This window comes from Butyricicoccus porcorum (genome assembly GCF_051246315.1).
Taxonomy (GTDB): Bacteria; Bacillota; Clostridia; order Oscillospirales; family Butyricicoccaceae; genus Butyricicoccus_A; species Butyricicoccus_A porcorum.
Genome location: NZ_CP178353.1, coordinates 1,790,500 through 1,802,729 on the forward strand (window position 1 = coordinate 1,790,500; position 12,230 = coordinate 1,802,729).

Sequence of the window (12,230 nt, forward strand, 5' to 3'; positions counted from 1 at the left end):
TTCATTGAATTATAATCATACCACTCGCAGGCGGCAAATGCAATCAAAATGGCAGTGAAAGCAAAAAACGACACAGTAACGGGTAGACGAAAGGTAAAAACAGCGATATAATAGCACAGAGAAACGGGCGTTCTGCGCCATTGCCATGTAACGGAGACAAATATGTACCATACAACGAGAATGTCACTGAAAGACGGGATCGGGCTGACCTGCGTGACAACCAAACAGTCCAAGACCTCGTGCCTGAGCGCGATGCTTGCGCTTCCGCTGGGCGCAGAGGGAAGAAGCAAATCGGCGCTGCTGCCTTATGTTCTGCGCAGCAGCAGCCGCGCCTATCCGGGGCACCAGGCAGTTGCGGCACAGCTGGACAACCTGTATGGCGCGCGGCTGGAACCGATTGTGCGCAAGCGCGGCGAGGCACAGCTGGTGGGTTTTGTCGCGGATGTGATTGATGAGCGATTTGCTATGCCGGGTGAGGGCAGCCTGTTTGCCGGGACGGCACAGCTGCTTTCCGCGCTGCTGCTTGAACCGGACAGATTTGAGGCCGGGACGGTTGCCCGTGAGGCAGAGCAGCTGTGTGCGCGCATTGCGTCACTGCCGGATGACAAACGGTCATGGGCGGTGCGGCGTATGTACCAGCATATGTGTGCACAGGAGGCATACAGTGCGGTGGAGCTGGGTGACATCGATGCTGTCCGTGCGGTCTCGCCGGAGGCGTTGGAGATGCACTATCAAAGCGTCATTCAGACCGCGCCGCTTGAGCTGTTCTATTGCGGCTCGCTGCCGGCGGAAACTGTCGCACAACAGCTGCGCGAGGCGATGCAGGCGTTCCCGGAGCGAAATGCACTGATCTGCCCGCAGTTTGATGCGCCGCGCGCGTCGCAGGGCACAGCGCTGCGTGAAGTGACCGAGGAAGAGCCGGTCGCACAGGGCAAGCTGACCATTGGCCTGCGCACGGGCATCACCGCATTTGACGATGACTATCCCGCGATGGTGCTGTTTAACGCCTGCTTCGGCGGTACGACCTCGTCGCGTCTGTTCCGCACGGTACGTGAGCAGCTGAGCCTGTGCTATTATGCGTCTTCCCAGACGGACAAGCTCAAGGGCGTCATGGCGGTATCTTCCGGCATTGAGAACCAAAGCGAACCGAAGGCGCGCGCAGAGATTTTGCATCAGCTGGAGGAGATGCAGGACGGCATGACTGTCGATGAGGTCGAGGTTGCGCGCCGGTCAGTGACGGCATCACTGCGGGCGATGCAGGATTCTCCGCTGTCGCTGGAAAATTTTTACCAGACGCAGGCAGCGGCAGGTCTGACTGAAACACTGGATGAGCTGATTGCGCGCATCCAGACGGTGACGGCAGAGGACGTCACCCGTGCGGCGCGCAGAGCGGTGCCGGACACGGTATATTTTCTCAAAGGAGCGGGCGCATGACTACCATTTCGTATCCGAATTTAGATGACTGCATCCAGACGACGGTTCTGGACAACGGCCTGCATATTTACTGCGTCCCGCGCGAGCGCGGCACAAAGACATTTGCCATGCTCGCCGTGAATTTCGGTTCGGTTGACTGCCGGTTTACACTGGACGGGACAAAGTACGACGTCACGCCGGGCATTGCACATTTCCTTGAGCACAAGATGTTTGAGGAGGAGGACGGCAATGCGCTGCAAAAGTTTACCGCGCTCGGCGCGCAGCCGAACGCGTTCACCAGCCATACGATGACGGCATACCATGTTACGTGCACCGATCGGTTTTATGACTGCCTGGAAATTTTGCTGCGGTTTGTGACAACACCGTATTTTACAGATCAGAATGTTGCGAAGGAAAAGGGCATCATCGGGCAGGAGATTGGTATGCTGGATGATACACCGAGCTGGCAGGCTTATGTCGGCGTGCTGGAGGGGCTGTATGCCGAGCATCCGGTGCGCATTTCAGTCGCCGGCAGCAAGCAGACGATTGAACCGATTGACCCGCAGGTGCTGGGCGTCTGCCATTGCGCCTTTTATTCTCCTGCAAATCTTGCGCTGATTGTATGCGGCCGGTACGACTTTGACCGCGTCGTGGAGATGGCAGAGCGAATGACACCGAAGAAATCCGCGCGCATTGCGGCGCGTGACTATGGTACGGAGCCGAAACAGGCAATGCTACCTTATATAGAGCGACGTATGGCGGTGTCGCGCCCGATGTTTATCCTGGGCTGTAAAGATACCGTGCCGGAGCAGCCGTATGCGCGTCAGCTGATTGGTGAGTTGGCAGCAACTTGCGTATGCGGCAAGTCCGCGCCGCTGTACGAGCGTTTGTACCGTGACGGATTGATTGACCGCACGTTTGACCCGGATTACTTTACGTTCCCGGACGGCGCATGTGCCATGTTCAGTGGTGAGAGCCGTGACCCGCAGGCGGTGCGCGCGGCGCTGGAGGCGGAAATGCGCCGCATCGCAGACGGTGGACTGGAGGACGCGGTGTTTACACGCATGAAAAAGGCGGCATATGGCAAATATATCCGCAGGACAAATGATCCGGCAGAGGTGTGCCGCATGCAGGCAGAAGCATGCTTTTCCGGCGCATCGTGTTTCGACTTCGCGGAGGTCTTCCATTCCGTCACGAAGCAGGACATTGTGCGGCGTATCCGGCAGTGGTCGGCAGATGGCATGACTTCGCTTGCCGTTATCGCGCCGCAGAGGGAGGACAATACATGAGCCAGACGGTATCGTTCCCCGGACTGGGGCTTGAATTTCATTTTTCCAGTGTGGCATTTACCATTGGTTCCAAACCGATTTACTGGTATGGTATTGTGATTACACTGGGCATTCTTCTCGCGATTGCCTATGCATCCAAACGGTCGCAGCAGTTCGGCGTCAAATCGGACGACCTGCTCGATATGATGCTGTTTGTGCTTCCCATTGCAATTATCTGTGCGCGACTGTACTATGTCGCGTTTGAATGGGAGAAGTATAAGGACAACCCAGCGGAGATCTTCGCCGTATGGCACGGTGGTCTTGCGATTTACGGTGGCCTGATTGGCGGTCTGATTACGGCGATTGTGTTCTGTCGTGTCAGGAAAATCGACTGCATGGATATGCTTGACCTTGTTGCGGGCGCTGTGCCCATCGGGCAGGTGCTCGGGCGCTGGGGCAATTTCTTTAATTGTGAGGCGTTTGGCAGTGAGACTTCGCTTCCGTGGCGCATGGTCATCGGCAAGGGCCTTGACGAGGCGGGACAATTCGGCAACCATCCGACGTTTTTTTACGAATCGGCATGGAATGCCATCGGCTTTGTGCTGCTGTATTTTTACTCAAAAAAGCGGAAATACCGCGGAGAGGTTCTGCTGCTCTATTTCGGGTGGTATGGCCTCGGGCGGTTCTTCATAGAAGGTCTTCGCACGGACAGCCTGTACCTGTGGGGCACAGGCATCCGGGTCTCACAGGTGGTGGCACTGATTTCTGTTATCATCGGCTTTGGCGGCTTCCTGCTCAATCGGGTTATGCCGTTTTTGCGTGAGACAGCTGCGGAGGTCAACGACAACGATACAAACACGGAGGAAACAACATGAGTGCAATTCGAATGGACGGCAAAATGGTTTCCGCGAAGGTTCGCGGAAGCATTCTGGATGAGGTAAACAGACTGAAGGAGCGCGGCGTGCGTCCGGGTCTTGCGGTTATTATCGTCGGTGAGGATCCGGCGTCGCAGGTCTATGTGCGCAATAAGGAGCGCGCGTGTGAGGAGTGCGGTTTTTACTCGGAAAAATATGCGCTGCCGGAGGAAACGACGCAGGAGCAGCTGCTCGGCCTGATTGATGAGCTCAATCGCAATCCGCGCATTGACGGCATCCTGTGCCAGCTGCCGGTACCGAAGCACATCAGCGAGCAGGCTGTCATTGATGCCATTGACCCGAGCAAGGATGTCGATGCGTTCCATCCGGTCAATGTCGGCAAGATCATGGTCGGCAATTTTGATTTTCTGCCGTGCACCCCGGCAGGCGTCATGCAGCTGCTGGATGAATACAACATTGACCCGAAGGGTAAAAACTGTGTCGTGATCGGCCGCTCCAACATCGTCGGCAAGCCGATGGCTATGCTGCTGCTGCACCGCCATGGTACTGTGACCATCTGCCATTCCCGCACACAGAACCTGAAAGAGGTCTGTGCGCAGGCGGATATTCTCGTTGCCGCTGTCGGCAAGGTGGATTTCGTCACAGCTGATATGGTTAAGGAAGGCGCGACTGTCATCGATGTCGGCATGAACCGCAAGAACGGCAAGCTGTGCGGCGATGTCTGCTTTGATGAGGTCAATGAAAAGGCCGCATATCTGACGCCGGTACCGGGCGGTGTCGGCCCGATGACCATCACGATGCTGATGAAAAATACACTGAAAGCGGCTAAGCTGCACGCAGGCATCGAGGACTGAAAAAACACGAAATTTGGTATTGACAGCGGGCGACTGCTGTGATACTATATGAAAAGCCGCATTGACCGGGTTGGAAAAGTGTGCCTCATGACACCGCCCGTGAGAGCGTGACTCTATCAAAGAAAGAGAGGTGCTACCGCATGTACGCAATTTTAGAGACCGGTGGCAAGCAGTACAAGGTATCCGAAGGTGACGTTATTTACGTTGAGAAGCTCGGCGTAGAAGACGGTGCTTCCGTAACGTTCGACAAGGTCCTGGCAGTTGGCGAGGGCGCAGACCTGAAGGTTGGTGCTCCGTATGTTGAGGGCGCTACCGTTGCTGGCACGGCTGAGAAGACCGGCAAGCAGAAGAAGATCATCGTTTACAAGATGAAGCCGAAGAAGGGCTACCGCCGCAAGCAGGGTCACAGACAGCCCTACACCAAGGTAACCATCGGCGCAATCAACGCGTAAGATGACAACCGCCCGTTTTTTTACAACAGGCAGCCGCATTGATGCAGTGGAAGTAACCGGACACGCGGGCTACGCGGAGGAAGGCGAAGACATTGTCTGTGCGGCGGTATCTGCGAATCTGGATCTGACAAGCTGCCTGCTTGCCGACGTTCTGGGTCTGGACATCAAGACCGAAGTCGACGACGAACAGGCGCGCATCCGCATCGAGCTTCCGAAGAAGCTGGATGAAGCAGATGAGATGCAGGCGCAGAACGCACTTGACGCCTTGATGCTGTATTTTGTCAACCTCAAGGCACGATATCAGGATTTTATCGAAGTAATGGAGGTGTAAGTCATGCTTCAGATTAGCTTACAGTTTTTCGCTCATAAAAAGGGCGTAGGTTCTACCAAGAACGGCCGTGATTCCGAGTCCAAGAGACTTGGCGTTAAGCGTGCTGATGGTCAGGTTGTACCGGCAGGCAACATTCTGGTTCGCCAGCGCGGCACCCACATCCATCCGGGCGTAAATGTCGGCATTGGTTCCGATGACACCCTTTTTGCAAAGGTTACCGGCGTTGTTCGTTTCGAGCGTCTCGGCCGTGACCGCAAGCAGGTTTCTGTTTACGAAATCGAGCAGTAAGATATTCTTTGATGCGAAAGGCACCTCGGACATATTGTCTGAGGTGCTTTTTTTCAGGAACACTCTGGAAAGGAGTTCATATGCCACAGTTTATTGATACCGCGAAAATCTGGATTCGTTCCGGCAAGGGCGGCGACGGAAAGGTATCGTTCCACCGCGAGAAATACATTGCTTCCGGCGGTCCGGACGGCGGTGACGGCGGCCGCGGCGGTTCGATTGTGTTTCAGGTGGATGACAACCTGTCGACACTGATGGATTTCCGCTATAAAAAGAAATATACCGCGCCCGCAGGCGAACCGGGCGGCAGCAAGCGCTGCTCCGGCAAGGACGGCAAGGATCTGGTCATCCGCGTGCCGCGCGGCACCATTCTGCGCGACGCGAAGAGCGGACAGGTAATCAAGGATTTGTCTGATTCCGAGCCGTTTGTTGCGGCACGTGGCGGCAAGGGCGGATGGGGCAATGTCCATTTTGCCACCCCGACCCGTCAGGCACCGCGGTTTGCCAAGCCGGGTCTGCCCGGTCAGGAGCTGGAAATCCGTCTGGAGCTCAAGCTGCTGGCGGACGTCGGACTGGTCGGCTTCCCGAATGTGGGCAAATCCACACTGCTGTCGATGGCATCGGCGGCGCGTCCGAAGATTGCCAATTATCATTTTACCACGCTGGTACCGAATCTCGGCGTTGTATCGATTGGCGAGGGCGAATCGTTCGTCATGGCAGATATTCCGGGCATCATCGAAGGTGCGTCTGAAGGCGCCGGTCTGGGACATGCGTTTCTGCGTCATATTGACCGCTGCCGCCTGCTGCTGCATATCGTCGATGCGGCAGGCAGTGAAGGGCGCGACCCGATTGATGATCTGGAAAAGATCAACAGCGAGCTGGGACAGTATTCCATTGATCTGGAAAACCGCCCGCAGATTGTCGTTGCGAACAAAATTGACCTGCTGGGCGACAACCGTGAGCCGTTGGAAGCCATCCGCAAATGGGCAGAGGATCATGGTTTTGCCTATGCGGAGATGTCTGCCGCGACCAATCAGGGTGTGCGTGAGCTGATGAACCAGACTTGGCACGCGCTCGAGGAGCTGCCGCCGGTGCTCGTTTATGAGCCGGAGTTCATTCCGGAGCCGGCAGATAAACCGGTCACCGAGGACGATATCGAAATTACGAAGGACGGCGACTATTATATTGTATCCGGCGCGTGGATTGATCGCGTCACCGGTTCGGTCAATTTTGACGACTATGAATCCCGCCAGTATCTCGACCGCCGCCTGCGCGCAGCCGGTGTGTTCGACAAGCTGGAAGCCATGGGCATTCAGGATGGCGACCCGGTTATCATGGGCGAGATGGAATTTGAATACGAGAGATAACCGTACTTTTCTTTTTGAGGAAAAGAAAAGTAGGCAAAAGAAAACCTTGTGGCTCGCTCCCGCGCGCTGCAAACATGTCGGATGAACGATCCGCCAGTTTGCCCGTCTGAAGGAAAAGGAGGAGAGCGTTCTGTGAAGAGAAAACGCAAGTGTAAGATTACAGTGCTCAGAAAGGAACTGTTTACCGATTTACAGGAGGAATATCTGGCAGACCCGAACGCTGGTGTCTGTCCGATATTCGAGGTTGGACAGGAATTTATTCTGGAACGCAGCGACAAGCGCGATGATTTCTGGCACATGATGGACGGAAAATTTTGTGCGGAGGCATGGGACTGTATCAGCCGCTATGTCTATGCGGCATTACAGGGTGGTTCGATTATGGACGGCTGGACAAATGATGAGCGCGTCATGATCGCGTGCTGCAACGACGGTACCCGTCCGGTTATTTTCAAAATTGAGCGCATAGACGGAGAGTAGGAAAAACACAGGAGTTGAAATTGGTTTAACTCCTGTGTTTCTTTTTTATGAAGGATCACGCGATTACTCTATCAGGTAAAGTACTTTGGGGAATTTTTTACCGCAGGCACATGTCAGTACGGCCTGCGGTAAAACGGCGTCTGTGTCCAGCTGGTTCCGGCGGGGGCGGGGAAATAAAACTGGTCATCAGCAGACAGAGTCAGGTTCCAGAGGCGGGCGGCAGTTCCGGTCAGTGTGCGCGCCTGCGTCGGCTTTACAATGACCGGGAGGGAGCAGGTTTGCTTCATGGTTCGCAGCACCTCGCGGCCGCGCGTGTTCATGGCAAGTACAGTCACGAAGGCGGGCGGCAGTGCGGTGAGTTCCTGTGTGATGCCGAGATAGGCGCACAGCACCAGGCGGCGCACACGGCTGAGCGGATGGCGGCGCGAACGAACTCTGTCCCACAGTTCATCCAGCGTTTGTGCCTTCTGGCATGCCTGATAAAACCGATTTTCCAGCCCTTCGGATACACCGGGCAGCGCACGGATGTCTTCCGGAGTCAGGCGTCGCAGATAAGGGAGCACGGCGGAGGCAAGATCATCCCAACTGTGCCGGCGTGCCACGCTGCCGCGTTCCCGGCAGGCGGAGGGGAGCAGATCGAATGCCTCATCTGCCCGTCCCGCGCGCAGCAGGCGGCGTACATGCGAGGCCGATGGGATGCCGTCTTCCGGCGTGCCGTCATGTGCCGCGCCGCGCCGGCGCACGGCAATCGGCTGAACCCCCGGACAGATTTTCTGTAAAAACCGGCAGTATTGTACAGCGAGCAGGTCGTTGGGGGAGTCCAGCAGGGATGCCGCCTGCGGGCACAGTTCCTGTGCGGCGGCAGCTGCTGCGTGCGCATAGCTGGCGCTGTTCGGCAACAGGGCGCGCAGACGAGCAGAGAATTCATCTGTGTTCAGGCAGGCGGCCAGCTGCATCAGATATTCTTCTGTCCCGGTTTCACAGCCAAAGGAGAGGTGTGTCACGCAGCCGAGTGCAGCGGCTAGATGGATTCCTCCCTGTGCAAATCCTTCGGCAGAGGAGAGCGCTGCCGTCAACGGCAGTTCCAGTACGAGATCGGGCCCGCCTGCGTCCACGGCACACGCCGCGCGCAAGTATTTGTCCCAGATTGCAGGCTCACCGCGCTGGACATAATTGCCGCTCATGAGCGAAATAACCGCACAATCCGGCAATCGTCGGCGAACTTCTTCAATTTGATAGGCATGTCCTGCATGAAACGGATTGTATTCTGTTATGATCGCGCAGATATTCATAAATCCTCCACAAATTTCTAAGGAAAGTAGTTGAGAAATTTTATCAGGTGGTGTAAAATAAAATTACTGATAAGTTTATTGTACTATGATGACGATATTCTTGCAATGTTATGATTATGATAAAGGAGTATGAGAGAAATGAATGTACTTGTTATTAATGCGGGCAGTTCTTCGCTCAAGTATCAGCTGTTTGACATGGACAACAAGGCAGTTCTTGCCAAGGGTCTGTGTGAGAGAATCGGAATTGACGGTCGTCTGACTCATACAAACCCGAATAAGTCGGAAAAGTATTGTGAAAACGTACCGATGAAGGATCATGCGGACGCAATCCGTGCGGTTATCAACATCCTTGTCGACAAGGAGTGGGGCGTCATCGAGTCCATGAAGGAAATCGATGCAGTCGGACACCGCGTTGTACACGGCGGCGAGTACTTTGCTGATTCCGTTATTATCGACGATTCCGTTATCAAGGCAATTGAGGACTGTATCCCGCTTGCACCGCTTCACAACACCGCAAACCTGATCGGCATCGACGCCTGCAAGGATGTCATGGGTGCCGACATTCCGCAGGTTGCCGTATTTGATACCGCATTCCATCAGACGATGGATCCAGTCGATTACATTTATTCCATCCCTTACGACTACTATAAGAAGTATAAGATCCGCCGTTACGGCTTCCATGGCACCTCTCATAAGTACGTTGCACAGCAGGCTTCTGAAATGCTGGGCATCCCGCTGGAGCACCTGCGCGTCATCACCTGCCATCTGGGCAACGGTTCTTCCGTAACCGCAGTCAAGGGCGGCAAGTCGGTGGACACCTCCATGGGCTTCACCCCGCTGGCAGGCCTGCCGATGGGCACCCGTTCGGGCGATATCGATCCGGCAATCATCAACTTCCTGTGTGAGCATGAGGGCAAGAGCGCAGAGGAAATCCTCGAGGTCATGAACAAGGAATCCGGTGTATACGGCGTTTCCGGCGTATCCTCCGACTTCCGCGATCTGGATACCGCAATCAACGAGGGCAATGAGCGCGCTAAGCTGGCAAAGGATATCTTCATCAACTCGGTTAAGAAGCTGATTGGCTCCTACATCGCAGAAATGGGCGGCGTTGACGCAGTCGTATTCACCGCAGGTGTCGGCGAGAACGACCGTTCTGTTCGTTGGGACGTTTGTGAGCACATGGAATACCTCGGCATCAAGGTTGACCCGGAGAAGAACAAGTACCGCGGCCGTCAGATGGATATTTCCGTCGATTACGCGCGTGTCCGTGTTCTGGTCATCCCGACCAACGAGGAGCTGGTTATCGCAGAGGATACCAAGCGCCTGGTTGAGGCAGCAGAGGACGAATAATCTGAAAAAGAGAACGATTTGGGGGCAGGAAAATCAGTTTCCTGCCCCCTGTTTTATCGCCGGAAAAATCAGCAAAGGCTGTCTCCGGCTTATCGGAGACAGCCCGCTTTGCTGTGCACAGAATTACGACTCATCCGAGCTGCCGCTGTGCAGCTTGGAATAAAAGGTGAGCGCCCACAGGCCCGCCAGACCGATCACGGCGTAAATTATGCGGCTGATCATCGCGCCCTGCCCGCCGAACAGCGCACCGACGATATCCAGCCCAAACAGGCCGATACAGCCCCAGTTGACCGCGCCGATGATGACGAGCGTCAGGACAAATTTGTCCATATAAAAACCTCCTTTTCATGCTATATTCAGTATGACCGGTTTTCGCTGACTTATGCGTGTGGCACTTGTGTTTCGCGTTCACAGGCGGTATAATGAATCATAATTTGCTGCACGAAATGAGGAAATTCGCAATGACAACAGATTTGCATACACATACCGCCTATTCCTATGACGCCGCAGACCGGCCGCTCCGGCAGCACGTGCAGGCGGCAATACAGGGCGGCATCGATGTGCTGGGGTTTACCGAGCATTTGGAATTTTTCCGGACGGATGCGCTGTCAGCGTCGGACTTTGCACCGGATGAGGTGGATTTTGCGGGATATGCGCGTGAAATTGCGCCGTTCCGCAGCGGACGTATGATTCTGCCGGATATCGCAGCACAGCAGCGGGATATTGCCGCTTGCCGGGAGGAATTTGTCGGAACGATTACGCTGCGCGCGGGAATTGAGATGGGACAGCCGCATGCAGCACCAGAGCTTGCGGACAAGCTGCAAAAAGAATTTTCGTTTGACTATGTCATTGGTTCGATTCATCAGACGGCGGCTGATATGGACATGTATTTTTACCGCTATGAGAATATCAACCAGAACGATTTCCTGCACGCATATTTTGACGAGATGGAAGCCATGCTGGCATATGGCCATTTTCAGATTCTGGGGCACATCGATTATCCGCTGCGCGTCATGAAGCTGCCGCACAACCGCCCGTCCCTGAAGGGCTACATGGAGCGTGTGGATATCATTTTGAAGGGCATCATTGAGCGTGGCATCGCGCTGGAATGCAATGCAAAAGGATTATTTGGCTGGCAGCAATCGGTCGGGCCGGAGGATTTCGTGCTGACGCGGTATCGCGAGCTGGGCGGCACATATATCACGACCGGTTCGGATTCCCATGCGCCGGAGAGCATCGGCGCAGGCATTCCACAGGCACTTGACCGTTTGCGCGCATTTGGCTTTGCCTACATAACCGATTTTGAAAACGGAAAAGCAATCCAGCACAGACTGTGAGACAGGGGGAGAGAATATGAAACAGGCAACGGCAGAGGCACATGCCAAAATCAATCTGACGTTGGACGTCACAGGAAAGCGCTCCAATGGCTATCACGATGTCTGCATGGTCATGCAGTCCATCGGGCTGCACGACATGGTGACAGCTTGCGTCGGCACGGGCAGTTGCATCCGGCTGTCTGTCGAAGGCAGCGACCTGCCCGCTGACAACAGCAATCTGGCCTATCGTGCGGCGGAGCTGTTTCTCAGCGAGACTGGAACGCCATGTGACGGCATTTCGATTGTTATTGAGAAAAATATTCCTGTGGCGGCAGGACTTGCGGGCGGCAGCACGGATGCCGCTGCGGTGTTGGTGCTGTTGGATGAACTGTATGATACCCATCTGGGTGAGAAAAAACTCATGGAGATCGGGTTGAAGCTGGGGGCGGATGTACCGTTCTGCATTTCCGGCGGTACGATGCTGGCGGAGGGCATCGGTGAGGTGTTGACGCGCCTGCCTGATGTACCGCAGACACATGTTGTACTGTGCAAGCCGCCGATTGCGGTTTCCACGCCGGCGATTTACCGCGCAATTGATTCCGCAGAGATCGCGGAGCGCCCAGACACACAGGCGATGTGCGCCGCAATTGCCGCCGGGGACTGTTTCCGTGTGGCACAGCTGCTGTGCAATGTCATGCAGCCGGTTACGGCGGGTATGCACCCCGAGGTGGAGGCAATCTGCGGCACGCTGCGCAGCTGCGGCGCAATGGGCGCGATTATGAGCGGTTCGGGGCCGTCGAATTTCGGCCTGTTTGAGAAGCCGGAGGAGGCGCAGGCGGCGTGCGATACCCTTGCGGCGCAGTATCCGGAAACCTATCTGACGAATTTTTGTACGGCGGCACAGGTTAAACGCTGACACAACAGGCGATACTTTTGATATCTTCAGATAT

General features: G+C 55.4%; 14 protein-coding genes. 12 read left to right on the forward strand and 2 right to left on the reverse strand.

Annotation, left to right across the window (positions count from 1 at the left end):
* The first annotated feature begins 162 nt into the window (after nucleotides 1-162).
* The 9 genes from yfmF (at nucleotide 163) to ACLM7Z_RS08900 (ending at nucleotide 7,322) form a co-directional block, all read left to right on the forward strand.
* Nucleotides 163-1,434 (forward strand): EF-P 5-aminopentanol modification-associated protein YfmF, encoded by a 1,272-nt coding sequence (gene yfmF / locus ACLM7Z_RS08860; protein WP_435644913.1) that lies wholly within the window; start codon nucleotides 163-165, stop codon nucleotides 1,432-1,434.
* Nucleotides 1,431-2,702 carry an EF-P 5-aminopentanol modification-associated protein YfmH gene (gene yfmH, locus ACLM7Z_RS08865; protein ID WP_435644914.1) on the forward strand — a complete coding sequence of 424 codons (1,272 nt, stop codon included), beginning with the start codon at nucleotides 1,431-1,433 and terminating at the stop codon, nucleotides 2,700-2,702. The genes yfmF and yfmH overlap by 4 nt, the downstream gene beginning before the upstream one ends.
* The gene (gene lgt, locus ACLM7Z_RS08870; RefSeq protein ID WP_165761058.1) at nucleotides 2,699-3,556 is read left to right on the forward strand and encodes a prolipoprotein diacylglyceryl transferase; all 858 of its coding nucleotides are present in this window, start codon (nucleotides 2,699-2,701) and stop codon (nucleotides 3,554-3,556) included. Before yfmH ends, lgt begins: the two co-directional genes overlap by 4 nt.
* Entirely contained in the window at nucleotides 3,553-4,410 is an 858-nt protein-coding gene (folD, locus tag ACLM7Z_RS08875) for a bifunctional methylenetetrahydrofolate dehydrogenase/methenyltetrahydrofolate cyclohydrolase FolD (RefSeq protein ID WP_087018216.1), read from the forward strand. Before lgt ends, folD begins: the two co-directional genes overlap by 4 nt.
* Before the next feature lie 140 nt (nucleotides 4,411-4,550).
* The gene (gene rplU, locus ACLM7Z_RS08880) at nucleotides 4,551-4,862 is read left to right on the forward strand and encodes a 50S ribosomal protein L21 (protein ID WP_087018214.1); all 312 of its coding nucleotides are present in this window, start codon (nucleotides 4,551-4,553) and stop codon (nucleotides 4,860-4,862) included.
* 1 nt (nucleotide 4,863) lies between these two features.
* Nucleotides 4,864-5,193 carry a ribosomal-processing cysteine protease Prp gene (locus ACLM7Z_RS08885; RefSeq protein WP_087018212.1) on the forward strand — a complete coding sequence of 110 codons (330 nt, stop codon included), beginning with the start codon at nucleotides 4,864-4,866 and terminating at the stop codon, nucleotides 5,191-5,193.
* Nucleotides 5,194-5,196: 3 nt separating this feature from the next.
* Nucleotides 5,197-5,481, forward strand: a complete 285-nt coding sequence (gene rpmA, locus ACLM7Z_RS08890) for a 50S ribosomal protein L27 (RefSeq protein ID WP_087018210.1) — start codon at nucleotides 5,197-5,199, stop codon at nucleotides 5,479-5,481.
* An 80-nt stretch (nucleotides 5,482-5,561) separates the two neighbouring features.
* Entirely contained in the window at nucleotides 5,562-6,845 is a 1,284-nt protein-coding gene (gene obgE / locus ACLM7Z_RS08895) for a GTPase ObgE (RefSeq protein WP_087018208.1), read from the forward strand.
* Nucleotides 6,846-6,977: 132 nt separating this feature from the next.
* Nucleotides 6,978-7,322: a TIGR04076 family protein gene (locus tag ACLM7Z_RS08900; RefSeq protein ID WP_242969793.1), complete on the forward strand. Its 345-nt coding sequence runs from the start codon at nucleotides 6,978-6,980 to the stop codon at nucleotides 7,320-7,322.
* Nucleotides 7,323-7,435: 113 nt separating this feature from the next.
* Here the strand turns inward: ACLM7Z_RS08900 and ACLM7Z_RS08905 are convergent, their stop codons facing one another.
* A complete protein-coding gene (locus ACLM7Z_RS08905) occupies nucleotides 7,436-8,614 on the reverse strand; it encodes a nucleotidyltransferase family protein (RefSeq protein WP_273349120.1) in 1,179 nt (392 codons plus the stop codon).
* A 138-nt stretch (nucleotides 8,615-8,752) separates the two neighbouring features.
* Here ACLM7Z_RS08905 and ACLM7Z_RS08910 point away from each other — a divergent pair, with 138 nt between their 5' ends.
* Entirely contained in the window at nucleotides 8,753-9,964 is a 1,212-nt protein-coding gene (locus tag ACLM7Z_RS08910) for an acetate kinase (protein ID WP_087018202.1), read from the forward strand.
* Nucleotides 9,965-10,087: 123 nt separating this feature from the next.
* Here ACLM7Z_RS08910 and ACLM7Z_RS08915 read toward each other — a convergent pair whose 3' ends face one another.
* On the reverse strand, nucleotides 10,088-10,294 hold the full coding sequence (locus ACLM7Z_RS08915) for a DUF378 domain-containing protein (protein WP_087018201.1): 207 nt from the start codon (nucleotides 10,292-10,294) through the stop codon (nucleotides 10,088-10,090).
* 131 nt (nucleotides 10,295-10,425) lie between these two features.
* Here ACLM7Z_RS08915 and ACLM7Z_RS08920 point away from each other — a divergent pair, with 131 nt between their 5' ends.
* Both ACLM7Z_RS08920 and ispE read left to right on the forward strand, forming a co-directional pair.
* A complete protein-coding gene (locus ACLM7Z_RS08920; RefSeq protein WP_165761057.1) occupies nucleotides 10,426-11,301 on the forward strand; it encodes a histidinol-phosphatase HisJ family protein in 876 nt (291 codons plus the stop codon).
* 16 nt (nucleotides 11,302-11,317) lie between these two features.
* Complete coding sequence (gene ispE / locus ACLM7Z_RS08925) at nucleotides 11,318-12,196, forward strand: 4-(cytidine 5'-diphospho)-2-C-methyl-D-erythritol kinase (protein ID WP_087018197.1); 879 nt, start codon at nucleotides 11,318-11,320, stop codon at nucleotides 12,194-12,196.
* Nucleotides 12,197-12,230 lie beyond the last annotated feature (34 nt).